Raw genomic sequence first — 24,838 nt, 5'->3', positions numbered from 1 at the left:
TCGGGTGTCAGTCCGCGATCGTGCCGCGCACCTCGCCGAACCCGATCCGCACGCCGTCCGCGCCGGTCGCCGAGGCGGTCATCGTCACGGTGTCGCCGTCCTGCAGGAAGGTCCGGGTGGAGCCGTCCGGCAGGGTGATCGGGTCGCGCCCGTTCCAGGTCAGCTCGATCAGCGAGCCGCGCTGGTCGGCGCCGGGGCCGGAGATGGTGCCCGAGCCGTAGAGGTCGCCGGTGCGCAGCGAGGCGCCGTTGACCGTGGTGTGCGCCAGCATCTGGGCCGGTGACCAGTACATCCCGGCGTACGGCGGGCGCGAGATGACGGCGTCGTTCAGCCGCACCTCCAGGTCGAGGTCCAGCCCCCAGGGCTCCTTCTCCACCAGGTAGGGCAGCGGCTGCGGCTGCTGGGCCGGGGTGGCCACCCGGGCGGCCTCCAGCGCGGCCAGCGGGACCACCCACGGGGAGATGGAGGTGGCGAACGACTTACCGAGGAACGGGCCGAGCGGCACGTACTCCCAGGCCTGGATGTCGCGCGCGCTCCAGTCGTTGAGCAGCACCACGCCGAAGACGTGCTGCGCGAAGTCGTCGACGGCCACCGGCTCGCCCAGCTTCGAGCCGGCCCCGACCACGAAGCCCAGCTCGGCCTCGATGTCCAGCTTCACCGAGGAGCCGAAGACCGGTGCCGGGTCGTTCGGTCCCTTGCGCTGCCCGCTCGGGCGGCGGATCTCGGTGCCGGAGGCCACCACGGTGCCCGCGCGCCCGTGGTAGCCGACCGGCAGGTGCTTCCAGTTCGGCAGCAGCGCCTCGCCGTCGGGCCGGAAGATGTGGCCCAGGTTGGTGGCGTGCTGCTCCGAAGCGTAGAAGTCCACGTAGTCGGCCACCTCCACCGGAAGGTGGAGTTCGACCTCGTCGATCCGGTGGAGGTTGGCCTCCACCAGTCGCCGCTCGCCCTCGCCGGTCAGCAGGTCGGTGACCCGCTCGCGCACGTACGCCCACTCGGCGGGCCCGCGGCGCAGGAAGCGGTTGAGCGAGCCGGTGGCCAGGTCGGCGCCGAGCGGGGTACCCGCCCAGATCGCCGACAGGTCCAGCACGAACTCGCCGATCGCCACGCCGACGCGGGGCTCGGTGGAGCCGCGCGGGGTGAAGACGCCGTAGGGCAGGTTCTGCACCGGGAAGTCGGAGCCGTCCGGCACCGGGACCCAGGTCTGCGCTGCTCGGTTCTGCTGAGCGGTCACTGCTGCTTGCCACCGTCCTGCGGGCCGCGCCCGCTCCAACTCCACGCGTACTTGCCGTCGTCACTGGCCCGGCCGCCCTCGGCGACCTCCAGCGGGCGGAAGGTGTCCACCATCACCGCGAGCTCGTCGAAGAACTCGGCGCCGATCGAGCGCTCGTAGGCGCCCGGCTGCGGGCCGTGGGTGTGCCCGCCCGGGTGCAGCGAGATCGAGCCCTGGCCGATGCCCGAGCCCTTGCGGGCCTCGTAGTTCCCGCCGCAGTAGAACATCACCTCGTCGCTGTCCACGTTGGAGTGGTAGTACGGCACCGGGATGGAGAGCGGGTGGTAGTCCACCTTGCGCGGCACGAAGTTGCAGATCACGAAGTTGTTGCCCTCGAAGACCTGGTGGGCCGGCGGCGGCTGGTGGATCCGGCCGGTGATCGGCTCGTAGTCGCTGATGTTGAAGACGTACGGGTAGAGGCAGCCGTCCCAGCCCACCACGTCGAAGGGGTGGGTGGGGGTGACGAAGACGGTGCCGGCGATACCGCTGGAGCCGTTGCCGCGGTGCTTGACGTAGATCTCGGTGTCCTCGTCCCCGCCCTCGCCCGGCCCGACCACCAGCGGCCCCACCGGCCCGCGCAGGTCGCGCTCGCAGAACGGCGCGTGCTCCAGCAGCTGGCCGTACTTGGAGAGGTAGCGCTTGGCCGGGGTGATGTGGCTGTTCGCCTCGATCGCGTACAGCCGCAGCGGCTGGTCGCCGCTCGGCAGCCAGCGGTGGGTGGTGGCGCGCGGGAGGATCACGTAGTCGCCCTGGCCCACCTCCAGCGTGCCGAAGACCGTCTCGACCGTGCCGCTGCCGGACTCCACGTAGACGCACTCGTCGCCTATGGCGTTGCGGTAGAGGGGCGAGGGCCGGCCGCAGGCCACGTAGGCGATCCGCACGTCGGCGTTGGCCAGCACCACCCGGCGCCCGCGCACCGCGTCGGTCTGGCGCCACTCCTCGCCCGGGAACAGGTCGTGCAGCTTGAAGTGGAAGGGCTTCAGCGGGTGGTTGGGCTCCGGCTTGCCCTCCGGCAGGGCCCAGATCCGGCTGTCCACCAGGGCGGAGGGGATGGCGCGGTGGTAGAGCAGCGAGGAGTCGGAGGAGAAGCCCTCCTCGCCCATCAGCTCCTCGTAGTAGAGGCCGCCGGCCTCGTTGCGGTGCTGCGTGTGCCTCTTGGGCGGCACCGTGCCAACGGTGCGGTAGTACGCCATCTGCGCCTCCTGAGCGACTGACACCCTGGACTGCGCCGGCCAGGGCGGAACCTCCCGGGGGGGTGGGGGCGGTCCACACCAATCCCATGGCAGGGGCGCTGCGGTGTCAAGGACTGGCCGCATCGGTCAAGACGCGTGACGGCAACCGTCTGGACACGCGGATGTAACGATCCCCAGGTTCTTGCAGAAACTTGCTGCAAGAACTTTCAAAGCGCCTTGCGCCGCTGTTACGTTCCTGGTCACAAGCCCGGCACCGGCACCGAGTGCGGTTGGTGTCTGGGAGCAATTATGCGCTCCCGCCCCGGATTCCGGGCCACCCCACCCCCCACCACCCCTCCCCAAGGAGTTCTCATGCGGCGTGGCATCGCGGCCTCCGCCCTCGTTGCGGCCCTCGCGGTCTCTCTCGCGGCCTGCGGCAGCAGCGGCTCCGGTTCCTCCAGCTCGGCCTCCGGCCCGGTGACCATCACCTACTGGGACACCTCCAACGCCACCAACGAGATGCCGAACTACCAGGCCGTGGTGCAGAAGTTCGAGGCAGCCAACCCGAACATCAAGGTCAACTTCGTCAACGTGCCGTTCGACCAGGCACAGGACAAGCTGCAGACCGCGATGGGCAGCAAGGGCGCCCCGGACGTCTTCCGTTCCGATGTCGGCTGGACCGCGGCCTTCGCCAAGTCCGGCTTCCTGACCCCGCTGGACGGCACCCCCGCGCTGCCCGACGCCTCGGTCTACCAGCCCAGCCTGATCAAGCAGGCCCAGTACCAGGGCAAGACCTACGGCGTCCCGCTGACCACCGACACCCTGGGTCTGCTCTACAACAAGGCGCTCTTCGCCAAGGCCGGCATCACGACGCTGCCCACCACCTGGGATCAGCTGAAGGCCGACGCCGCCACCCTGAAGGACAAGACCGGCGTCGACGGCTTCGAGATGCGGGCCGGCGACGGCTACTACGCGATGCCGCTGCTCTTCGGCGAGGGCACCGACATGGTGGACGCCGCCAACAAGAAGATCACCATCAACTCGCCCGCGGCGGCCGCGGCGATCGCCACCTACCAGTCGCTGTTCACGGCGCCCGGTACGGTCAAGGCCGACATCACCACCGACTCCTACGCGCACATGATGGACGCCTTCAACAACGGCAAGGTCGCGGCGATCATCAACGGCCCCTGGGAGATCACCAACATCTACAAGGGCTCGGCCTTCACCGACCACACCAACCTCGGCATCGCCGCCGTCCCGGCCGGCTCGGCCGGCAAGGCCGGTGCCCCCACCGGCGGCGCCAACCTGGCCGTCTACGCCGGCTCGGACGCCGCCCACCAGGCCGCCGCCGAGAAGTTCGCCGCCTTCATGACCTCGGCGGACAGCGAGTCGTTCATCGCGGAGAAGAACTCCACCCTGCCGACCCGCCCCGACGCCTTCACCGCCGACGTCAAGTCCGACCCGGGGATCGCCGGCTTCCAGCAGATCCTGAGCGTCGCCCAGCCGCGGCCGGCGCTGCCCGAGTACTCCTCGCTCTTCACCTCGCTGAGCACCAACCTCGGGAAGATCGCCACCAACCAGCAGGGCATTCAGGCCGGTCTGGACGCCACCGCGCAGGACTACGCCAAGCTGCTTCCGGACTTCTCGAAGTAAGACCGACCGGTCCGGAGCGAGGCTCCGGACCGACCCGTCTGATTCGCGAAGCAAGCAGCAGCTGAGCTGAGTCCGCCCGGCCCGCCACGGGGGCGGGCCGGGCGGACTCGCCGTCCGGTCCCGACTCGGAGAAGGTTTTCCCGCACATGACAGCCCTGGTGCAGCGCGTGAAGCGCTCGTACAGCACGTACTGGTACGCCTACGCGATGGCCGCGCCGGTGGTGATCGTGCTGGGGGTGCTGGTCGCCTACCCGCTCGGGCGCGGCATCTACCTGACGCTGACCGACGCCACCAGCCTCAACGTGGGGCACACCATCGGGGTCAACCACATCCCCGACACCTTCAAGTTCGTCGGCCTGCAGAACTACTCCGACGTGCTGTTCGGGCCCGGCTCCTACGACCGGTTCTGGTCGCACTTCATCTGGACCATCGAGTGGACCGTCACCTGCGTGGTGCTGACCTACGGTCTGGGTCTGGGGCTGGCGCTGCTGCTGAACGAGCGACTGCGCGGCCGCACCGCCTACCGGCTGATGCTGGTCGTGCCGTGGGCCGTGCCGAGCTTCGTGACCGTCTTCTCCTGGCGCCTGATGCTGGCCGACGGCGGCCTGGTGAACAGCCTGCTCAGCTTCGCGCACCTGCCGCAGCCGTCCTGGCTGGAGGATCCGCTGGCCCAGAAGGCCGCCGCGATCCTGGTCAACACCTGGTGCGGAGTGCCGTTCATCATGGTCTCGCTGCTCGGCGGCCTGCAGGCGATCCCGGGCGAGCTCTACGAAGCCGCCGAGATGGACGGCGCGAGCGCCTGGCAGCGGTTCCGCCACGTCACCATGCCGGGCCTGCGCCCGGTCAGCGCCACCGTGGTGCTGCTCGGCGTGATCTGGACCTTCAACCAGTTCACCATCATCTACCTGCTCTTCGGCTCCACCAACGCGCCCGACGTGCAGATCCTGGTGACCTGGGCCTACCAGCTCGGGTTCGGCCAGATCCCGCGTGACTACGCGCAGTCGGCCACCTACGGGATCATCCTGCTGTCGATCCTGATCGTCTTCACGACCTTCTACCAGCGCTGGCTCAGGCGCAACGACCAGACCGCCGTCTGACGGTCCGTCAGTTCGCCCGCAGAGACCACCCAGGAAGGCCTCCGATGAGCACCACCACCGACCTGCCCGGCAGCACGACCCGCCCGACGGTGCCGCCGACCGCCGTCAAGCGCCCCGCCAAGGCCCGCCGGCGCGGCGAACGCAGCCGCCCCGCCGCCCTGTTGATGCACCTCGCGCTGGGCCTGGCCGCCGTCGTCGCGGTCTTCCCGGTGCTGTGGATCTTCTACATCGCGCTCGGCCCGGACAAGATGGACTACCTGCACCCGGGCGGCATCGCCGGCAAGGCCACCCTCGCCAACTTCTCCAAGGTGCTCGGCCAGACCGACTTCCTGAAGTGGTTCGGCAACTCGCTGATCGTCTCCAGCGGCACCGCGCTCTTCGGTGTGCTGATCGCGGCCAGCACCGGCTACGCCGTCTCCCGGATGAAGTTCCCGGGCCTGCGCCCGCTGATGTGGTCGCTGCTGATCACCCAGATGTTCCCGGTCGCCGTGCTGATCGTGCCGATGTACTACATCCTGGCCAACCTCAACCTGCTGGACAGCTACGGCGGCCTGATCCTGGTCAACTCCGCCACCACCGTGCCGTACTGCGCCTGGCTGCTGAAGGGCTACTTCGACACCGTCCCGGTGGAGATCGACGAGGCCGGCCGGGTCGACGGGCTCTCCCCGTTCGGCACCTTCTGGCGGCTGATCCTGCCGCTGGCCCGCCCGGGTCTGGCGGTGGCCGCCTTCTACGCCTTCCTGACCGCCTGGGCCGAGGTGCCGTTCGCCTCCACCTTCATGCTCAGCTCGGACAAGTACACCCTCGCGGTGGGCCTGAACACCTTCGTGTCGCAGTACGAGAGCCAGTGGAACCTGATGGCCGCCACCGCCGTACTGATCGCGATTCCGGTCACGGTGCTCTTCTACCTGGTCCAGAAGAACCTGGTGACCGGCCTGACCGCGGGTGCCGCCAAGTCCTGACCCGCCGGCCGCTCGTCCCGCTGTCCGCTCATTTTTCTGACGTACAGTCAACCGCCGTATCTCGCAAGCACGTTCCTCGTTTCCAAGGGATCCCGTCTCGATGACCCAGAACCTGGCCGACACCTCCCGGCCCACCGCGGCCGCCCCGAGCACCACGGACGCCGGCGAGCCCAGAGGCTGGTGGCGGGACGCGGTCATCTACCAGGTGTACCCGCGCAGTTTCGCGGACGCCAACGGCGACGGCATGGGGGATCTGCCCGGTGTCCGCAGCCGGCTGCCCTACCTGCGGGACCTGGGCGTCGACGCGGTCTGGCTCTCCCCGTTCTACGCCTCCCCGCAGGCGGACGCCGGCTACGACGTGGCCGACTACCGCGCGGTGGACCCGATGTTCGGCACCCTGCTGGACGCCGACGGCCTGATCCGCGACGCCCACGCGCTGGGCCTGCGGATCATCGTGGACCTGGTGCCCAACCACTCCTCCGACCAGCACGAGTGGTTCCAGCGCGCGCTGCGCGAGGGCCCCGCCTCCCCGCTGCGCGAGCGCTACCACTTCCGCCCCGGCAACGGCGAGAACGGTGAACTGCCGCCCAACGACTGGGAGTCCATCTTCGGCGGCCCGGCCTGGACCCGCACCGCCAACCCGGACGGCACCCCGGGCGACTGGTACCTGCACCTGTTCGCCCCCGAGCAGCCCGACTTCAACTGGGACAGCCCGGCCGTGGCCGACGAGTTCCGCTCGATCCTGCGCTTCTGGCTGGACATGGGCGTCGACGGCTTCCGGGTCGACGTCGCGCACGGCCTGGTGAAGGCCCCCGGCCTGCCCGACCTCGGCAGCCACGACCAGCTCAAGCTGCTCGGCAACGACGTGATGCCGTTCTTCGACCAGGACGGCGTGCACGAGATCTACCGCAGCTGGCGCAAGATCCTCGACGAGTACCCGGGGCAGCGGATCGCGGTGGCCGAGGCCTGGACCCCCACCGTCGAGCGCACCGCCAACTACGTGCGCCCCGACGAGCTGCACCAGGCCTTCAACTTCCAGTACCTGGGCACCGCCTGGGACGCCGCCGAGCTGCGCGCCGTGATCGACTCCTCGCTCGCCGCGATGCGCCCGGTCGACGCCCCCGCCACCTGGGTGCTGTCCAACCACGACGTCACCCGGCACGCCACCCGCTTCGCCAACCCGCCCGGCGGCACCCAGCTGCGCGAGCGCGGGGACCGCGAACTCGGCCTGCGCCGGGCCCGCGCCGCCACCCTGCTGATGCTCGCGCTGCCCGGCTCCGCCTACCTCTACCAGGGCGAGGAGCTGGGCCTGCCGGACGTCACCGACCTGCCCGACGAGGTCCGCCAGGACCCCTCGTTCTTCCGCGCCAGCGGCCAGGACGGCTTCCGCGACGGCTGCCGGGTCCCGCTCCCGTGGTCCGGCACCGCCGCCCCCTACGGTTTCGGGCCGACCGCCGGCGGTCCCAGCTGGCTGCCGCAGCCGGCCGAGTGGGCCGAGCTCAGCGTCGAGGCGCAGACCGGCGACCCGACCTCCACCCTGGAGCTCTACCGCAGCGCGCTGGCCGTCCGCCGCGAGCGCCCCGAACTCGGCGCCGGCACCGAGGTGGAGTGGCTGCCGTCCCCGGCGGGCGTGCTCGCCTTCCGCCGCGGCGGCTTCGTCTGCCTGGTCAACACCACGCGCGAGCCGGTCGGCTACGCCACCGAGGGCCGGCTGCTGCTCAGCTCCGGCGCGGCCGGGAACGTCGAGCCGGGACTGCTTGGGCCGGACAGCACCAGCTGGTGGGCGGTCTGACATGGTTGCAATAGGCTCTGGGATCGTGACTACGGCGCGACTTTCGGACATCGCGGCGCAGGCGGGGGTCAGCGAGGCCACCGTCAGCCGCGTCCTCAACGGCAAGGCGGGCGTCTCGGCCGCCACTCGGCAGACCGTGCTGGCCGCGCTCGACGTGCTCGGCTACGAGCGGCCCACCCGCCTGCGCCAGCGCAGCGCCGGGCTGATCGGGCTGATCACCCCGGAGCTGAGCAACCCGATCTTCCCCGCGCTGGCCCAGGTGATCGAGCAGGTGCTCAGCCGGCACGGCTACACACCGGTGCTCTGCACCCAGACCCCGGGCGGCTCCACCGAGGACGAACTGGTGGAACTGCTGGTCGACCGGGGCGTGGCGGGCATCGTCTTCGTCTCCGGCCTGCACGCCGACTCCACCGCCGACCACGACCGGTACGCCAAGCTGACCGGTCGCCAGGTGCCGTTCGTGCTGATCAACGGCTACAGCGAGAAGATCACCGCGCCGTTCATCTCGCCCGACGACCGGGCCGCGATGGCGATGGCGGTCCAGCACCTGGCCGAACTCGGTCATGAGCGGATCGGCCTGGCGGTCGGCCAGCGCCGCTACGTGCCGGTGCTGCGCAAGATCGAGGGCTTCACGGCCGCGCTGCGCTCGGTGCTCGGCTACAGCGCCGAGCAGGCCGAGGAAATGGTCCACCACACCCTGTTCACCGTCGAGGGCGGCCACGCCGCAGCCGGCGCGCTGCTGGACCGGGGCTGCACCGCGATCGTCTGCGGCAGCGACCTGATGGCACTCGGCGCGATCCGCGCGGTGCGCCGGCGCGGGCTCAGCGTGCCCGGTGACGTCTCGGTGGTCGGCTTCGACGACTCCCCGCTGATGGCCTTCACCGAGCCCCCGCTCACCACCATCCGCCAGCCCGTCGAGGCGATGGCCACCGCCGCCGTGGACGCGCTCCTCGAGGAGGTCGGCGGCGAGCCGGCCCAGCGCGGGGAGTTCATGTTCCAGCCCGAGCTGGTGGTCCGCGGCTCCACGGGGGCCTGCCCGAACCGCTGACGCTGTGCCGGCGCTGCCCGGCGACGCCGTCCACGGCTGATCAGCGCGACCGCGTCCCGGCCCGCCCGAGCAGCACGGCCGAAGGCCGCCTCCCCGAGGGGAGGCGGCCTTCAGGCTGCCCTGCGGTTGCGATCGGCGAGGCCGATCAGCACGTGTCCACATATGTCGGCACATGTTCACGCGTGTCATCGGGACGCGTTCTTCACCACGCGTCCGTCAGCTGGTTCAGACCCGGCCGGCGAAGTCCGGGGTGTAGTTGGCGATGGTCTCGTACTTCACGCCGGCGCTCGGGTTGGCGGCCTCGACGAACTGGCCGTTGCCCACGTAGATGGCGACGTGGTAGACGCCCGAGTCCTGGCCGTTGTTCGACCAGAACAGCAGGTCGCCCGGCTGCAGGCTGTTCATCGACACCGGGGTGCTGGCGGCGGCCTGGTCGGCGGCCACCCGCGGGATGGAGATGCCGGCGTGCGCCATGGCGGCCTGGGTCAGGCCGGAGCAGTCCCAACCGCCGTTGCCGGTGCCGCCGTAGATGTAGGCCTGGCCGACCTGGGACTCGGCGAAGCTGACCGCGGCGGCCATCGAGCCGGTCGCGGCCGGCGCGCTGGTGGCGGCGGTGGTCTGGGCGGGGGTGCTCGGGGCCGGGGCTGCCGGCGCCGGGGTGCTGGTGCTCGGGGCGGCCGCGGCGGTCGAGCCGCCCAGCGACAGCTGCTCGCCCGGGTAGAGGACGTCCGGACCGTGGGTCAGGACCGACTTGTTGAGGTCGTAGAGCTTCTGCCAGCCGCCGTCCACGTGGTGGGTGTTGGCGATGGTGGAGAGCCAGTCACCGGTCTGCACGGTGTAGCTCTGGCCGCCCTGGGAGTGGTTCCAGTGACCCCAGTTGCCGTGGCTCCAGCCGCCCTGCTGCGAGCCGCTCTGCGCTGCGGTGCTCTGCGCCGGGGCGCTGGTGGCGGAGGTGCTGGTGGCGGAGGTGCTCGGGGCCGGGGTGCTGGTGGCCGTCGAGGAGGAGCTGGTCGAGCCACCGGGGTTGATGGCCGGGGCGGGGCCGCCCTGGGTCAGGCCGGCCTGGACCGAGCAGACGGGCCAGGCGCCGGGGCCCTGGTCGGCCAGCACCTTCTCGGCGATGGCGATCTGCTGGTCCTCGGTGGCCTGGTTGGCCTGGGGGGCGTACTGGGTGCCGCCGTAGGCGGCCCAGGTCGAGGCGCTGAACTGGAGGCCGCCGTAGTAGCCGTTGCCGGTGTTGATGCTCCAGTCGCCGGAGCTCTCGCACTGGGCGACCTTGTCCCAGGTGGAGACCGACGCGGCGGAGGCGGTGGTGGCGGTGATGCACGGCAGGGCCAGGCCGAGGCCGAGCAGACCGGTGGCGGCGATCGCCCGACGGGCGTTGCGGGACGGACGGGTCGTGCCAGTGGTGGGCAGCATGAAGACGCGATCCTCTCCTACGCCTGCGAGGTGAGCTGTCGGATTCGGGCTGGAGTTGCCCGGCCGCGCACTGCGCGGCTTCACCCCTAGCTCCGAGCACCTGGTCCGAAGACCGGCGCCGGAGCGGCTTACCTGGTTCCCCCGCTCCTGCCGTGGTTGCGTTTTCGCGCTGCCAGCGCGCCCGTGGCAGGACTAGGCGTTCGGTTGCGCTGGGTCCGTGTGACCACGAACGGGGAGCACGTTAGACAGAGATAAGTTGAAACCGCAAACAGCTGTGATGGCGGTCACACGGGCTCCACGAGAGCTTCAAGATCGCCCCGGCGGCGCAGCTGAGGGAGCGTCGGGGGAGTGCGGCGGACGAGGTGGGCAACTGGCCCCGCGGCTGCGGAAAGTGCTGGTCCTTCAGGGCCGCGGGTGCTGATGGCCCGTCCGGTCGAGGGCGGATCACCTCTTGATGATCATGGAGATCCGCGGTCGAAATTCGTCCCGCCGGGCTGGGTCGAAGTCTCGCGGAGCGAGATGCGCCGTGACTGGCCGACATCAACCCAATGTCCGTTTTGCACCTTCTGTTATGGCGTCAGGTCGCCATCGCGAGCCGTTCGCTGCCGCCCCTTCGGCTACCGCCTTCGCCGGCCCGCTCCGCCACCGGGCCGTCACCTGCGCGCCACCTTGCCGTCGCCGGGGCGAGGCGTCGGCTTCTCGACGCCACCGGCCGGACGCCGGACGCCGGACGCCGGACGCCGGGCGCCGGACGCCGCCCGCTGGACGCTGGACGCTGGATGTTCGAGTGCCGGATGTTCGAGTGCGGACCACGGGCCCGCCGGCCCGTGCCGGCGCTCCAGCGGCCTCTGAGGCCCCGCCTGGCGGCCGGGTGACCGCCCGTGGGGTCCGGTGTCCGCCGGTGGGGCCTGTGGGCATGCCACTGGCCCTGCCCCCCGGCGCTGGTGCCAGGGGACAGGGCCAGTGCCTTGTCCGATATGTCGTGCTGACTACCGCGTCACTCGCCGGCGACGGTCTCCTCGAGGGGAGCTTCCTCGAGGGCCGGGGCCGGCAGCACGGCCAGGTACGCCGAGGCGACCAGCTGACCGATCGTCGGGTAGGCGCCCAGTCCGGCCGCGCTCTCGCAGCCGGTCTCCGCGGCGGCGGTGCGCAGCAGTTCTTCGTCGACCTCGGGGCCGATCACCAGCGGCGCCAGGGCCGGGCGCTGCGAGCCGGTGGCCCGCAGGTGCTCGACGGCGGCGGCCACCGCGCCCGGCAGGTCCAGCGCGGCGGCGACCACCGGCACCGCCAGGCGGGCCGCGAGCAGCACGCCGGTGATCCCGGCGGCGTCCGCGGCGGCCTGACCGCCGACGGTGGTCAGCACCACGCCGTCGGCGGCGGTGGTGATGGCGAAGAGCCGGGCGCGGTCGGCGCGGGCCAGGCCGGCCTCGGAGAGGCGCACGTGCACCGCCTCCGCCAGCAGCGGGTGCGGGCCGAGCACGTCGGTCAGCAGGGCGCCGGTCTCGGCGGCCAGGGCCTGCAGCTCCGTCAGGTAGTCGTGCGGGCCGGGCAGCAGTGGCACCAGGACCGGCGCGGGGCGTCCGGCCTCCAGTGCGGAGGTGATCAGGTCCTCGATCGTCGCGGTCGGCCGGGCGGTCGCCGCCTCGTGCGCACTCTCGCGCGGCTCGCTCTCGTCACCCTCGCCGGGCGCGTCCTCGGCCGCGACCCGCTCCGCCGCCGGGGCGGTGCGCAGCCAGCCGGCCGCCACCTCGATGCCGGGCTGCTCGAAGCGGATCACCGAGACCAGTTCGTCCACCAGGGCCACCGCGGCCGGGGTGGCCTGGGCGGGAATGGCGAGCACAAGCGCCGGTGCGCCGATCGGCACCTCGGGCCTTTCGGGCCGACGGTGGCGCCCCCGCGCGCGGGAGCCTGGCGTGCGGACGGGCAGTGGTGCGCCCGGGATGGCTGCAGTGCTCATGCCGGAGATCGTAGGACATGCGCGCGATCGCCCTGCATCCGGCTGGGCACCTTCGCACGTCATAGAAGGGGAGAGCGCTCGCCGACGCCCCGCCGCCAACCCGGACAAGCCGCGCGAAACCCTCGCCCGCTGGTACGGATGTGACGGAGTGTGAGGAAACGGCTGCGAAGTTGATCACTTGCGCGAGGGTGTCAATGGTTGAACCGGTCAGCCTTGTTGGCCGTTACTCCGACGCCGGGTCACGGATCATCGGCCGATTTGCCATCGAATGTCCGATTCTGTGGATCGGGCGAGGCTGCTCGGGGGTGGTTTGGTTACCTGTCGTACAGGCTTCTGCACGCGCAAAATCACATGCCGATGCACGTGCATTAGCGTTATCATTACGAGTAGTAAGGCACTAGCCCTGCCCGTACGAGCCGGAGGCGGCCGGCGGCCGGAGTGGCCGGGCGCCGAGTAGTACGAGCACTCCAGGCTCTTGGGAGATTTCTATGCACCACACGTTCAACGGCATGGCGGCTGCGGACCTCGATGGCGTGGTCTGGCAGAAAAGTCAGCACAGCAACTCCAAGGGGAACTGCGTGGAGTTCGCCGCCCTCCCCGACGGTGCGGTCGCGATGCGCAACTCGCGCTTCCCGGACGGCCCGGCGCTCATCTACACCCGTGACGAGATCGAGGCGATGCTGCTCGGCGTCAAGGACGGGGAGTTCGACCACCTGGTGGCCTGACGGCCTCGCTGGTCCACTGACACGAAAACGCGCCGTCGTGGGGGTCTGTGCCGCGGCGGCGTTCGACGTGTCCGGGCGGGGGCGGTGGCGGGGGCGGCGGGGGCCGGTCGGGCGCCGGCCCGCGAGGCCGCGGAGTGGGCGCCCGAGGCCGTGAAGCGCGAAGCCGCCGAGTATCGGTCCTGGAGGCGTCGAGCCGGCGAGTGTGACGCAGTGAAACGCCGCGCACGGGCGCGGCTCTCCCGGCCTTCGGCCGGGAGGCGCCCCCATGATGCGCGGCTGGGTGTTCTAGGCGGACCGGCGGTGGCGTCCGGCCGAGGCGGTCATCGCTGACATCGCGTCAGGAGCCAGGCCCGGTACGTCCTGTGCCGACTCATCGGCCTGGAACAGGGCCCAGACCACCTTGCCGGCCCCGGAGGCCAGCGGGTGCCAGCCCCAGGACTGGCTGAACGAGTCGACCAGGTGCAGTCCGCGGCCCGACTCGGCGACGAAGTCCGCCTCCCGGGTGACCGGGCCGCAGCTGCTCGGATCGCTGACCGCGCAGACGAGTTGGGAGGCGCGGTGGACCAGGCTGATCCGGATCGGCAGTCGCCCCTCCGGGCCGTGTCCCTGCTCCTCGGGTGACCGCCCGGCGCCCGCCTGTACCGGGAAGCCGGCCAGCGGCGAGTTCGGACAGCGGGACCCCGGCAGATCGGCGGCGGTCGGCTGGCCTATCGCGTGGCGCAGTGCGTTGGTCACCAGTTCCGAGGCGACCAGCGCGACATCGTCGAAGAGATCGTCAAGACCCCAGCGCAGCAACGTCGTTCTGGTGAAGTCGCGCGCGGTCTTCACCGCGTCGTAGCGGGGCGCGAGCGTACAGGTCACGACGTCAGGATCGACGGCCAGGGCCGCACCGGTGCCCATGAAGAGCTCCTCCCATAAGGGGGCGGACACGGCTGGACCCGGCGGGGTCATGCCGGTCACCTCCGACTCGCTTGGCCGCTTCGTCCTCGTCCCGACCAACAGCGCACGGTCGACAACGAAGCCCGCGGGAATGTCCAAGGGGCGTGCAACTGCACGTGCACCATCGTGCTCTGCGCTCCCGGCAGATGCAAGAGTCGATTCACGTGCAGTCGGCCGATTGGCATATGCAGGCGCCGGATGCACGTGCAGCGGAACGTGCCGATGGACGTGCTGATGGACGTGCCGATGCAAAATTGATAGATCCTTCTGCCACTACACGCACTGTGAGCGGCCAAGTGATGGCAGACTGTGCGCTGTTTCCCGACGCGGAGGTTCCCACGGCATGACCACAGCGCAGCCCGGCGGCGGTTCCATGGTGCGCCGGATCCTCCTGGGCTCCCAGCTGCGTCGGCTGCGGGAGAGTCGCAACATCACGCGCGAGGACGCCGGCTACGCGATCCGCGCCTCCGAGTCCAAGATCAGCCGGATGGAACTCGGCCGGGTCAGCTTCAAGGAGCGGGACGTCGCCGACCTGCTGAGCCTCTACGGCGTGACCGACGGCGAGGAGCGCGAATCGCTGCTCGGCCTGGTCCGCGAGGCCAACAAGTCCGGCTGGTGGCACAGCTTCAGCGACGTGCTGCCCGGTTGGTTCCAGACCTATGTGGGCCTGGAGGAGGCGGCCTCGCTGATCCGCACCTACGAGGTGCAGTTCATCCCCGGCCTGCTGCAGTCCGAGGACTACGCCCGCGCGGTCTTCGGGCAGAGCCGCCCGGTGCTCAGCGACGAGGAGATCGAGCGCCTGGTCGGCCTGCGGCTGCGCCGCCAGAAGCTGCTGACGCAGGGTCAGGGGCCCCGGCTGTGGGCGGTGATCGACGAGGCGGCGCTGCGCCGTCCGGTCGGCGGGCCGAAGGTGATGCGCGGGCAGCTCCAGTACCTGATCGACATCGCCGAGCAGCCCAACGTGGTGATCCAGGTGATGCCGTTCCGGTTCGGCGCGCACGCCGGAGAGAGCGGCGCGTTCAGCATCCTGCGCTTCCCTGAACAGGACCTGGCCGATGTGGTCTACCTGGAGCAGCTGACCAGCGCGCTCTACCTGGACAAGCGCGATGACGTGGACGCCTACGTGCAGGTGATGGAGCGGCTCTGCGTGGACAGCCTCACCCCGGAGCGCACCATCGAGCTGCTCGCCTCGATCCTCGCGGAGAGCTGAGCTCCGCAGCGGGGTGCCCGCGCCGGTGGACGCACTCCCGCTCAGCGGGCGGTGGAGTCCGGCGGCGCCCAGTGCGGTCGGCTCGGCGCCTGCGGCTGCGGTGGCCGGCCGAGCTCCCAGGGCAGCGAGTAGCGGGCGAACAGGTCGGCCCGGATCGGCGGCAGCGGGGTCTGCGCGCCGGGCAGCAGCAGGCCGATGCACCCGCCCATCAGGGCACTGCGCAGCACCGCGTGTTCGGCGATCGGATCCTCGGCTCCCCAGCCCGCCAGCAAGTCCCGCAGGATCGCCCCCAGTTGCCGCTGCTCCGGATCCTGCACGAAGTCGCCGACGTCCGGGTCGAGGATCAACGCCAGGTGCGAGCGCATCACCCGGGGGTGGTCGAGGGCCAGCTGGAGCACCGCGTCGATCGCGGTGGCCAGCCGGCACTGCGCGGAGGCACCGGTGGGCAGTTCGGCGAGCGCGGCGGTCAGTTCCAGGTGCATGAAGCGGTGGGTGGCCGCCTGCATCAAGAGCCGTTTGCCTTCGAAGTAGTACGACACCAGGCCGCGTGCCAGTCCCGCCTGTTCGGCGATGTCGGCGAGTGTGGTCGCGGAGTATCCGTGCTGGTCGACGAGTTCCACGGTGGCCCGCATCAGGCGCCGGCGGGAGCGCTGGCGCATCTCCTCGTTGACCGATTCCCCGCGAGGTGTCATCGTGTCAGCTCCGTACGTCGGTTGGCTCCGGGCCAATATACTGCCGGTCCAACGTACCGACGGTATCCGTCCGAGGCGGAGCCGGGGGCGACCAGGGCCGGTGGTCGACCCGTGCGGGCACCGGTGTCGGTCTCACCAGAACGGGGGACTGGTGAGACCGACACCCACCGGTCGGCGGTGAACCGCCGGCCCGGTGGGCGTGAGTGCCAGGTGCGTTGACCGGTCGGACCGTCTCGGACGGCCGGTCGCACCGGTTCGATCAGACCTGCTCGCTCGATCGGACCCGCTCCGCCAGGGCCGCCTCGGCGTTGCCCCGGGAGTAATCGTAGTCGGGGACCGGGTGCCCTGTCCCGGCCCGTCGCCGGTCCAGCAGCGCACCTGCGGCGGTGACCGCCAGGCCCACTGCGGCGACTCCGGTCACCAGCAGCAACCCGGGCCGGTAGCCGTCCAGTTGGGCGGCGTCGCTGGTGCCGCCGTGGCTGCCGGCGGTGATCACGGCGGTGGTCACCGCGAGCACCAGCGCGTTGCCGATCTGCATCGCGGTGTTCACCAGGCCCGAGGCCAGCCCCTGCTCCTCGTCGGCCACTCCGTTGGTGGCGGCGATGTTGGCCGAGGGGTAGAAGAGCGCGAAGCCGATGCCGAGCAGCACCATGCTGGGCAGCACCAGGGCGGTGAAGGTGCTGTGGGCGTCGAGCCGCAGGAAGAGCGCGTAGCCGAGGACCATCGCCAGGCCGCCGAGCGGCAGCAGCCGGCCGGTGCCGAAACGGTCCACGATGGCGCCCATCCTGGTGGCCGACAGCGCGACCAGCGCCCCGGCCGGCAGCAGGGCGAAGCCCATCTCCAGGGCCGACCAGCCGAGCACCCGCTGCAGGTAGAGCGCGACCACGAACTGGAAGCCCGCGTAGGAGCCCATCAACGTGAAGGCGGCCGCGTTGGCCCGCGCCACGCTGCCGTTGCGGAAGATGCCCAGGCGCACCAGCGGGTGCGCGGTGCGCTGCTCGATCAGCAGGAAGACCGCGCCGAGCGCGGCCACCGCGACCAGCGAGCCGATGGTGCGCAGGCTCGCCCAGCCGGCGGCCTGCGCCTCGGTGACGGTGTAGACCAGCAGCAGCAGCGCGGCCGTGCCGGTGATCGCGCCGGCCGCGTCGTAGCCGCCGCCCTGCTGCTCATGCGCGTGCCGGGGGAGCAGCTTGATCGCGAAGACCAGGGCGATCAGGGCCACCGGTACCGGCATCAGGAAGGTCCAGCGCCAGCCGACCGAGGTGAGCAGGCCGCTGAGCACCAGGCCGAGCGAGTAGCCGCTGGCGCCGCAGGTGGTGAAGATCGACAGCGCCTTGTTGCGGGCCGGGCCCTCGGGGAAGGTGGTGGTGATGATCGAGAGCGCGGCCGGCGCGGTGAACGCGGCGCTGGCGCCCTTGAGGAAGCGGGCGGCGATCAGCAGGCCGCCGTTGTCGACCAGTCCGCCGAGCAGCGAGGCGGCGGCGAAGACCGCGAGCGCGATCAGGAAGACCCGGCGCCGGCCCAGCAGGTCGGCCGCCCGGCCGCCGAGCAGCAGCAGGCCGCCGTAGCCGAGCACGTAGCCGGAGACCACCCATTGCAGCGCGGACGTGGAGAGTCTGAGGTCGGAGCCGATCGAGGGCAGCGCGACGCCGACCATCGAGACGTCCAGCGCGTCCAGGAAGAGGGCCGCGCAGAGCACGATCAGCGCGCCCCAGAGCCGGGGGCTCCAGTGGCGCTCGTCGGAGGGTGCGTCAGAAGTCCTTCGGGGGAGGGTTGTCGCTGCGTCATGGGGTGCGGAGGTCATGGGGAGAGATTACATGCACGTGCAATCAGTGCAAGTAAATATAATGTGAACTCATATAGTGCTCGTGCATGTGATAGGGTGCGCGGGTGTCCGTACAAGACTCGGCCGAGACGGCCGTCCTGGTCTCCGAGTGGCGCGATCTGCTGGCCCGCCACGCGGCGACGGCCTGCGCCCTGGACCGTGAGCTGAGCGAGCGGTTCGGGCTCTGCATGAGCGACTTCGAGGTCCTGGAGCGACTGGCCGAGGCCGCCGAGGCGCTGCGGGTGCAGGAGCTCGCGGAGAAGGTGCACCTGAGCCAGAGCGCGCTCTCCCGGCTGATCGGCCGGCTCGAGAAGGCCGGCCTGGTCCAGCGGGCGATGTGCGAGGCCGACCGGCGGGGCATCTACGTGACGCTCTCGGCGGCCGGTGACGAGCGCTACCAGGCCGCCCGGCCGCTGCATCGCGAGGTGCTCGCCCGGTCGCTGGCGGGCCACCGGCCGGCCGGCGGCTGACGGCTGCCCGCGCGCCCGCCCACCGGCGGCCGGGGTCGGCCGGCCGCGATGGTCAGCGCAGCGCGGTCAGGCCGGGCAGCGCCGCGATCAGCAGGACGGTGACCGGCGCCGCCAGCGCGAGCGCCGTCAGGCGCAGCCGACCGGTCACCGGGAGCCTGGGCGCCCCGACCAGCAGCCGGTCCACCCGGCGCGGCGCCTGGGCCAGCTGGCCGGGCGCTCCCTGCCCCGGGCAGTTCCCGAACACCCCTCGCTCGGTGTTGAGTTCGACCATCGCGTGGGCCGTGGTCAGCCGCCCGTGCCGGCGCGCGGCCCGGTCGTCCGCCGCCAGCTCCACCAACTCGCCCACCTGGTCGCGGAACGCGCTGAACACCCCGACCCCGGGAAAGCCCGCCGCGAGCGCCTGCGCGCACTGGGCCAGCCAGTGGTGCCTGGCTCGGACGTGGCCCCGCTCATGGCTCAGTACGGCCGCCAACTCGCGGTCGGTGAGGCGGCTGAGCGCGCCGGTGGTGACCACCAGGCGGGACTGCGGCCCGGGCAGCGACCAGGCCTGGGGCTGGACGTTCTCCAGCACCACCAGCCGCTCCCTGCGGGCCGGCGAGTCCCCGATGGAGGCCGGCAACTCAGGTGACCGGTGCGCCAGTTCGGCATGCCGGTGATCGCGCAGCGCGCGGGCGGCGCGGACCTCGCGGGTCAGCGAGAGCGCGGTGCGCAGCCCGCCGAGGGCCAGCAGTGCCGCGCACAGCCGCCCCCAGCCCTCGGCGCCGGCCAGCCCGTAGGCCGCCTCCACGCCGTGCGGGGCGCCGGTGAAGAGCAGCGCCCGCACCTGGGGCAGCGAGGCCGAGACGGCCAGCAGCAGGCTCAGCAGGCAGCAGAGCAGCACCGCGATCACCAGGCACTGCCAGACCAGCAGGGCGAGCACCGGTTCTCGCTGGACCCAGCCGGCCCGGGTCAGCAGGAGCGGGCCGGCGGTGGCGAGCAGCGCACCGAGCAGCAGCAGGCCGAGCAAGGCCGTCATGGCAGTGGGTCCCCCCAGGGAAAGGCGTGACCGAACGCTCTGGCTCAATCTAGGCGCTCACCGGACCGCGTGGAACCGCCGCGCCACGGCAGTGACCAACAACACCACTGGTGCGCCTGCCGCTCCGTCTCACAGCGCCAGCAGCATCGCGAACATCCCGACGCCCATGGCGAGTCGGCAGGCCTCGGGCAGCGGTCCGGCCGGTCGGCCCGCCGCCGGCCCGCCCGGGTACGCGGTCACGGTGAGCAGCCGGCTGCCCGACCAGAGGGCGTAGCAGCCGAAGTAGACCAGCAGCGGTCCGGTCACCGCGGGCAGCCCCATCGGCATCACCATCCCCGGGTGCGACTGCTGCGGCGGGTGGCCCATGGCCAGCGCCATGTAGACCATCGCGGCGGCTCCCACCGCGTGATGCAGCCGGTGCGCGCGCAGGCCGCCGGCCCGCCGCCCGGCGGCGGCGCAGAGCGAGGCGGCGCCCAGCAACCCGAAGAGTCCGACCCAGAGCGGTGCCGGCAGCCGGTCGCCCAGCACGATCATCGCCGCCATGCCCAGCCCCATCGCGGCCTCCGCCGCATCCGACCCCCGGTCGTCGGGATGCCCGCCCCGGCTGCCCGCACCCGGCACGCGCCCCGCAGGGCGGCGCAGCCGCAGCAGGCAGAGGCCCCCGGTCGCGGTGGTCAGCAGCGCCAGCAGCCAACTGAGCACAGCCGGTCCGTGCATCGGTCCCCCCTCGTACCCGCCGCTGAACCCGGGGATGGCACCACCATCAGCCCCGCCGCCGCCCGGGAGCAGGGCGCGTGCGGGGCGTACGGGAGTGCGAGCGGGCCGACGGCCGAATCCGCGCGCCGGGGCGGGGGTGGCCGGGGCTCGGGCCACGGTCCGCGCCGGGCCTGCTGACAGGGCGGCCGAGTGGCTCTCCCCGGTGGCGACGGCGGAGCGCGGCGGGTCAAGGTCGTTCAGCGAGGCCGTTCCAGCAGGGTGTCCGGATGGTGGTCAGTGGACGGATTCCGGGCCGCCGGGACACGAAGTGGAGGATCTCGTACCGACCCCCCCTTGAACAGGAGAACCTTTCGCTTTTATCGTGTCCTTGATTCAATAACTTCTGTCGAAGTGGGTCTCCCATGCAGAATCTTTCGCCGAACCTCGCTGTGGCGGCCGACCTTACGGCGGCGTCCCTGGCCGAACACCCCGCCTGGCAGCGGCTGAAGCAGACCGTCGAGGCGCTGCGCCCGCTGCAGTCCAAGGACGGGTCGATCGACCTCTCCACGGTCCAGCGGCACACCGTCGACCCGCTGCTCGACACCGTGCTCGGGGCGATCCAGGAGCTCTCCCCGCTCTTCCCGCACGATGCCGCCTACCTGGAAGCCGTCCAGGCCGACCTGCGCAAGTGGGCCGAGACGGGCTACCGCGAGCCCGACTTCCTCGACTCGCTGCTCGCCTTCCAGCCCGCCGCCCAGCGCGTCGACGGCCTCGGCCACCTGGTCGTCTTCCCGATGTACACCCAGAACGGCAACCCGGACCGCAACCTGGAGGCCGTCCTCCTCCAGGTGGTCTGGCCCGACTGGCTGGCCGAGCTGGAGCGCACCCGCTTCGACAACCCGATGTTCGTGCCGATCACCTTCACCGACTTCACGGCCGGCTACGACACCAACTCCGCGGTCCTCTTCCCGGAGACCGTCGCCGTCCGCCAGGCCCCCGAGCGCTTCACCTGGGGCGGCATCTTCTGCGACCGCGAGGCCGCCCGGTTCCGCGCCGTCTCCAGCTCCGCCGTGAACCTGCTCGGCCTGGAGATCCCCGCCGACGCCGCCGCGCTGATCGACGACCAGGCCCGCGCCCAGCAGACCTTCGTCCTCTGGGACCTGGTGCACGACCGCACCCACAGCCACGGCGACCTGCCGTTCGACCCGTTCATGATCAAGCAGCGCAGCCCGTTCTGGATGTACGGCCTGGAGGAGCTGCGCTGCGACCTGACCGCCTTCAAGGAGGCCGTCAAGCTGGAGGCCGAGGGCTACGAGCAGGGCCGCGACGTCCAGTACGCGATCCTGTTCGACCGCCTCTTCCGCTTCCCGGTCACCGGTGGCCGGGTCCGCAACTACGACGGCATGGGCGGCCAGCTGCTCTTCGCCTACCTGCACCAGCACGACGCGCTGCGCTGGCGCGACAACCGCCTCAGCATCGACTGGGACCGGGTCGCAGAGGTCACCAACGCGCTCTGCGGCGAGATCGAGGCGCTCTACCGGGCCGGCATCGACCGCCCGAAGACGGCCCACTGGATCGCCGCCTACCAGCTAGTGTCCCGCTACCTGACCCCGCACCCGGCCTCCACCTGGGCCAAGGGCGCCGAGGCCCTCCCGCTGGACCTGGACGGCAAGGCGCTCAACAAGGCGCTCTGCGACGCCGTCCACCCCGACGAGTTCCCGCTCAGCATGTTCTACGAAGCCCTGTCCAAGAAGCTCGCCAACGTGATCACCGCCACCGCGGGCATCACCGGCGCCGGTATCCAGGAGGTCGCCGCGTGAGCACCCTCGACTCGACCAGCAGCGGCCGCACCCTCGACGGGGTCAGGGGCAAGGTCATCGCGGTCGCCGGCGCCAGCGGCCCGGCCGGCCGGGCGACCGTGCGCCGACTGGCCGCCGGCGGCGCCATCGTGATCGCCGCCGACATCGACCAGCAGCGCCTCGACGCCGTGACGGCCGGCGTGCGCACCGCCGTGCCGGGCGCGCAGGTCACCGGCCAGGTCATCGACCTGCTCGACCCGCAGGAGGTCCACGACTGGGCCGACCACCTGGAGTCCGAGCACGGCCACGTCGACGGCCTGCTCCACCTGGTGGGCGGCTGGCGCGGCAGCAAGACCTTCCACGAAACCCGGATCGACGACTGGGATTTCCTGCACGACACCGTGGTGCGCACGCTGCAGCACACCTCGCTGGCCTTCCAGCCCGCGCTGCTGCGCAGCGAGGCCGGCCGGTACGCGATCATCTCCGCCTCCGCCGCGCACAAGCCGACCGCGGGCGGCGCGGCCTACGCCGCCGCCAAGGCCGCCGGCGAGGCCTGGACCCTGGCGATGGCCAACTCCTTCGCCAAGGAGACCACCGCCGAGGATGGTGTCCCGACGGCGGCGGCTGTCATCCTGGTGATCAAGGCCCTGCTCTCGCCCGAGATGCGGGCCGAGAAGCCGGAGGCCAAGTTCACCGGCTACACCGAGACCGCCGACCTGGCCGACCACCTGGCGGACCTCTGGTCCCGCCCCGCAGCAGAACTGAACGGACAGCACCTGTGGTTGACAGCCCGATGAGCACCTCCCTCTCCGGAACCGACGCGGTGCGGCGGCACGACCCCGCCTCCCGCGGGTTCGCCAGCGACAACTACGCGGGCGTCCACCCGGAGATCCTCGCGGCGATCGCGCTGGCCAACGACGGCCACCAGATCGCCTACGGCGAGGACCAGTACACCGAGCACCTGCAGTCGGTCTTCAAGAAGCACTTCGGCGAGCAGGCCGAGGCCTACCCGGTCTTCAACGGCACCGGTGCCAACGTGGTCGCGCTGCAGGCCCTGCTGCCGCGCTGGGGCGCGGTGATCGCGGCCCAGAGCGCGCACATCAACGTCGACGAGTGCGGGGCGCCGGAGAAGGTCGCCGGCATCAAGCTGCTCACCGTGCCCACCCCGGACGGCAAGCTCACCCCCGAGCTGATCGATCAGCAGGCCTGGGGCTGGGACGACGAGCACCGCGCCGCGCCGCTCGCCGTCTCGATCGCCCAGAACACCGAACTCGGCACCCTCTACACCGCCGAGGAGATCCGGGCGATCTGCGAGCACGCCCACGAGCGCGGCATGCTCGTCCACCTGGACGGCTCCCGGCTGGCCAACGCCGCCGCCTCGCTCGGCCGCCCGTTCCGCGAGTTCACCACGGACGCCGGCGTCGACGTGCTCTCCTTCGGCGGCACCAAGAACGGCCTGCTGTTCGGCGAGGTCGTGGTGGTGCTGAACCCGGAGAAGGTCCGGAACATCAAGTACCTGCGCAAGATGTCGATGCAGCTCGCCTCGAAGATGCGCTTCCTCTCGGTGCAGTTCGAGGCGCTGCTCACCGGCGACCTCTGGCTGCGCAACGCGGGCCACGCCAACGCGATGGCGCAGCGCCTGGCCACCGCGGTCGGCGGCATCGAGGGCGTCACGCTGGTCCGCCCGGTGCAGGCGAACGCGGTCTTCGCGATCCTGCCGCGTGAGGTCAGCGAGCGGCTGCAGAAGCGTTACCGCTTCTACTTCTGGAACGAGCAGACCGGCGAGGTGCGCTGGATGACCGCCTTCGACACCACCGAGGCGGACATCGACTCGTTCGCGGCGGCGATCGCCGAGGAGCTGGGCCGCACGGCCTGAGCAAGGCTGCCGCAGACGGCCGGTCGGGACCTGGTCCCGACCGGCCGTTCCGCGTCTGTGCGCCTCAGCCGAGCAGCAGCGGCCAGATCTCCTGTGCGGCGCCGGGCGCCCACACCACGTCGCCATGGCCGTAACCCGGGACGACCCGGTAGTCGACCCGCGCCCCGCCGGCCTGGATCAGCCGGGCGCCCAGGTCGTGATCACCCCGTCCCAGCTCGGCGTTGACCCAGACCACGTCCGCGCGGATCGCCGACCAGTCGATCCGGTACACGTCGGTGCGGCCGGCCCACACGGCTGCCAGGTCGCGCAGCAGCGCGGTCGGTTGGACCCCGCTGCCGAGCGCCTCGATCGCCCGGCGCCAGACGTCGAGGGGGGTGCGGTCGAGCGTGAAGCGGTCCTGCGCGGGGGTGGCGCCGAATTCGAAGGAGCCGCTGCTGTGGCCCTGGTGGTAGATCCAGTTCGCCGGGCCGGGCAGCCGCCGGGTGTGGGTCAGCGCGTAGTGCAGCAGCCCGAGGTTGCTGAACGTCGGGCCGGCCCGGTCCGGGCGCGGTACCGGGCTGCTGCCCCCGGGGTCGGCGGCGGCGCGGGCGAACAGGCCCTTGAGCCCCGGGTCGACGACGTGGACTCCCTGGGCGAGCTGCTCCTGGAGCGCGGTGGTGAGCGCGTCGGCGCGGGCGGCCGACTCGGGCTCGGTGGCCGGGTCATAGGGGCCGGTGGTGTCGAGCACGATGACCCGGCGCGGGTGGGCGTCGGGCTGCGCGGCCGTGTCCAGGGCAAGGGCGGCGCCGGCCGAGTGCCCGAGCAGGTCGTACGGCAGGCCGAGGGTGTCCTGGACGGCGGCGAGCACCGGCTGGAGGTCGCGTCGATGGGCGCGCAGGCCCCAGTCGGCGCAGTGCGGACCGATGGCCGGGGGAGTCAGCGCGTCTTCGCGGGGCGTGATGCCGATGACGAGATAGCCGTGGTCGGCGAGGAACCGGGCCAGGCTGCGGCCGTGCTGGGCGGTGCAGTAGTTGGCCCGGACGTTGAGGCCGCCGCCGGGCAGCAGGACGGCTACCTGACGTGGGGGCGTGGTCTGCGCGGCGGCTATCAGGTCGACCACGACCGGCGTGGTCGAGCTCGGTAGGACGAGTTGGTGGTGACGACCGGGACCCCCGTCGAACGACACCGGTTCGGCAGCCAGTGCCCTGCTCAACTTACTGACCATGTCCATGGTCAACTCCC

Annotated in this window: 21 protein-coding genes and 1 riboswitch; of the genes, 11 read left to right on the top strand and 10 right to left on the bottom strand. The window is 71.5% G+C overall.

Annotation, left to right across the window (positions count from 1 at the left end; all coding sequences use genetic code 11):
* Window positions 1-7: 7 nt before the first annotated feature.
* Complete coding sequence (fahA, locus tag OG403_RS05630) at window positions 8-1,231, bottom strand: fumarylacetoacetase (protein ID WP_329561929.1); 1,224 nt, start codon at window positions 1,229-1,231, stop codon at window positions 8-10.
* Entirely contained in the window at window positions 1,228-2,463 is a 1,236-nt protein-coding gene (locus OG403_RS05625; protein ID WP_329561927.1) for a homogentisate 1,2-dioxygenase, read from the bottom strand. Before OG403_RS05625 ends, fahA begins: the two co-directional genes overlap by 4 nt.
* A gap of 351 nt (window positions 2,464-2,814) precedes the next feature.
* Here OG403_RS05625 and OG403_RS05620 point away from each other — a divergent pair, with 351 nt between their 5' ends.
* The 5 genes from OG403_RS05620 (at window position 2,815) to OG403_RS05600 (ending at window position 8,994) form a co-directional block, all read left to right on the top strand.
* Window positions 2,815-4,095, top strand: a complete 1,281-nt coding sequence (locus OG403_RS05620; RefSeq protein WP_329561924.1) for an extracellular solute-binding protein — start codon at window positions 2,815-2,817, stop codon at window positions 4,093-4,095.
* A gap of 146 nt (window positions 4,096-4,241) precedes the next feature.
* On the top strand, window positions 4,242-5,192 hold the full coding sequence (locus OG403_RS05615) for a carbohydrate ABC transporter permease (RefSeq protein WP_329561922.1): 951 nt from the start codon (window positions 4,242-4,244) through the stop codon (window positions 5,190-5,192).
* Window positions 5,193-5,236: 44 nt separating this feature from the next.
* Complete coding sequence (locus tag OG403_RS05610) at window positions 5,237-6,154, top strand: sugar ABC transporter permease (protein WP_329561921.1); 918 nt, start codon at window positions 5,237-5,239, stop codon at window positions 6,152-6,154.
* Between the two features lie 100 nt (window positions 6,155-6,254).
* Window positions 6,255-7,946 carry a glycoside hydrolase family 13 protein gene (locus OG403_RS05605; RefSeq protein WP_329561919.1) on the top strand — a complete coding sequence of 564 codons (1,692 nt, stop codon included), beginning with the start codon at window positions 6,255-6,257 and terminating at the stop codon, window positions 7,944-7,946.
* Window position 7,947: 1 nt separating this feature from the next.
* Window positions 7,948-8,994, top strand: coding sequence for a LacI family DNA-binding transcriptional regulator (locus tag OG403_RS05600; RefSeq protein ID WP_329561917.1), 1,047 nt, complete (start codon window positions 7,948-7,950; stop codon window positions 8,992-8,994).
* 225 nt (window positions 8,995-9,219) lie between these two features.
* On the opposite strand, the gene OG403_RS05595 is transcribed toward OG403_RS05600, so the two are convergent.
* Window positions 9,220-10,413, bottom strand: coding sequence for a transglycosylase family protein (locus OG403_RS05595; RefSeq protein ID WP_329561915.1), 1,194 nt, complete (start codon window positions 10,411-10,413; stop codon window positions 9,220-9,222).
* Between the two features lie 7 nt (window positions 10,414-10,420).
* A riboswitch (cyclic di-AMP (ydaO/yuaA leader) is annotated at window positions 10,421-10,584 on the bottom strand.
* Between the two features lie 826 nt (window positions 10,585-11,410).
* On the bottom strand, window positions 11,411-12,370 hold the full coding sequence (locus tag OG403_RS05590) for a hypothetical protein (protein WP_329561913.1): 960 nt from the start codon (window positions 12,368-12,370) through the stop codon (window positions 11,411-11,413).
* Window positions 12,371-12,858: 488 nt separating this feature from the next.
* Between OG403_RS05590 and OG403_RS05585 the strand changes: the two genes are divergently transcribed.
* Window positions 12,859-13,095 (top strand): DUF397 domain-containing protein, encoded by a 237-nt coding sequence (locus tag OG403_RS05585; RefSeq protein ID WP_329561910.1) that lies wholly within the window; start codon window positions 12,859-12,861, stop codon window positions 13,093-13,095.
* A 285-nt stretch (window positions 13,096-13,380) separates the two neighbouring features.
* On the opposite strand, the gene OG403_RS05580 is transcribed toward OG403_RS05585, so the two are convergent.
* Window positions 13,381-13,995 carry an ATP-binding protein gene (locus tag OG403_RS05580; protein ID WP_329561908.1) on the bottom strand — a complete coding sequence of 205 codons (615 nt, stop codon included), beginning with the start codon at window positions 13,993-13,995 and terminating at the stop codon, window positions 13,381-13,383.
* Between the two features lie 382 nt (window positions 13,996-14,377).
* Here OG403_RS05580 and OG403_RS05575 point away from each other — a divergent pair, with 382 nt between their 5' ends.
* Window positions 14,378-15,244: a helix-turn-helix domain-containing protein gene (locus tag OG403_RS05575; protein ID WP_329561906.1), complete on the top strand. Its 867-nt coding sequence runs from the start codon at window positions 14,378-14,380 to the stop codon at window positions 15,242-15,244.
* Window positions 15,245-15,285: 41 nt separating this feature from the next.
* Here OG403_RS05575 and OG403_RS05570 read toward each other — a convergent pair whose 3' ends face one another.
* Window positions 15,286-15,936 carry a TetR/AcrR family transcriptional regulator gene (locus OG403_RS05570; protein WP_329561905.1) on the bottom strand — a complete coding sequence of 217 codons (651 nt, stop codon included), beginning with the start codon at window positions 15,934-15,936 and terminating at the stop codon, window positions 15,286-15,288.
* Window positions 15,937-16,195: 259 nt separating this feature from the next.
* Window positions 16,196-17,740, bottom strand: a complete 1,545-nt coding sequence (locus OG403_RS05565) for an MFS transporter (RefSeq protein ID WP_329561903.1) — start codon at window positions 17,738-17,740, stop codon at window positions 16,196-16,198.
* A gap of 86 nt (window positions 17,741-17,826) precedes the next feature.
* Here OG403_RS05565 and OG403_RS05560 point away from each other — a divergent pair, with 86 nt between their 5' ends.
* On the top strand, window positions 17,827-18,231 hold the full coding sequence (locus tag OG403_RS05560; protein ID WP_329561902.1) for a MarR family transcriptional regulator: 405 nt from the start codon (window positions 17,827-17,829) through the stop codon (window positions 18,229-18,231).
* Between the two features lie 52 nt (window positions 18,232-18,283).
* On the opposite strand, the gene OG403_RS05555 is transcribed toward OG403_RS05560, so the two are convergent.
* Both OG403_RS05555 and OG403_RS05550 read right to left on the bottom strand, forming a co-directional pair.
* The gene (locus tag OG403_RS05555; RefSeq protein WP_329561900.1) at window positions 18,284-19,246 is read right to left on the bottom strand and encodes a M56 family metallopeptidase; all 963 of its coding nucleotides are present in this window, start codon (window positions 19,244-19,246) and stop codon (window positions 18,284-18,286) included.
* A 129-nt stretch (window positions 19,247-19,375) separates the two neighbouring features.
* Window positions 19,376-19,963 carry a DUF5134 domain-containing protein gene (locus tag OG403_RS05550; protein WP_329561898.1) on the bottom strand — a complete coding sequence of 196 codons (588 nt, stop codon included), beginning with the start codon at window positions 19,961-19,963 and terminating at the stop codon, window positions 19,376-19,378.
* A gap of 401 nt (window positions 19,964-20,364) precedes the next feature.
* On the opposite strand from OG403_RS05550, the gene OG403_RS05545 reads away from it, so the two are divergent.
* Genes OG403_RS05545 through OG403_RS05535 form a run of 3 tightly spaced genes read left to right on the top strand, consistent with a single transcriptional unit; the run spans window position 20,365 to window position 23,617 of the window.
* Entirely contained in the window at window positions 20,365-21,762 is a 1,398-nt protein-coding gene (locus OG403_RS05545) for a DUF6421 family protein (RefSeq protein ID WP_329561896.1), read from the top strand.
* Window positions 21,759-22,538, top strand: coding sequence for an SDR family NAD(P)-dependent oxidoreductase (locus OG403_RS05540; protein WP_329561895.1), 780 nt, complete (start codon window positions 21,759-21,761; stop codon window positions 22,536-22,538). The genes OG403_RS05545 and OG403_RS05540 overlap by 4 nt, the downstream gene beginning before the upstream one ends.
* A complete protein-coding gene (locus OG403_RS05535; protein WP_329561894.1) occupies window positions 22,535-23,617 on the top strand; it encodes a threonine aldolase family protein in 1,083 nt (360 codons plus the stop codon). Before OG403_RS05540 ends, OG403_RS05535 begins: the two co-directional genes overlap by 4 nt.
* A 64-nt stretch (window positions 23,618-23,681) precedes the next feature.
* Here OG403_RS05535 and OG403_RS05530 read toward each other — a convergent pair whose 3' ends face one another.
* Window positions 23,682-24,827 carry an alpha/beta hydrolase gene (locus tag OG403_RS05530; RefSeq protein ID WP_329561893.1) on the bottom strand — a complete coding sequence of 382 codons (1,146 nt, stop codon included), beginning with the start codon at window positions 24,825-24,827 and terminating at the stop codon, window positions 23,682-23,684.
* Window positions 24,828-24,838: the final 11 nt, after the last annotated feature.

Source organism: Kitasatospora sp. NBC_01266, from assembly GCF_036242395.1.
Taxonomy (GTDB): Bacteria; Actinomycetota; Actinomycetes; order Streptomycetales; family Streptomycetaceae; genus Kitasatospora.
The sequence above is the reverse complement of the archived record's forward strand: the minus strand, read 5'-3'. Positions and strand labels throughout refer to the sequence as shown.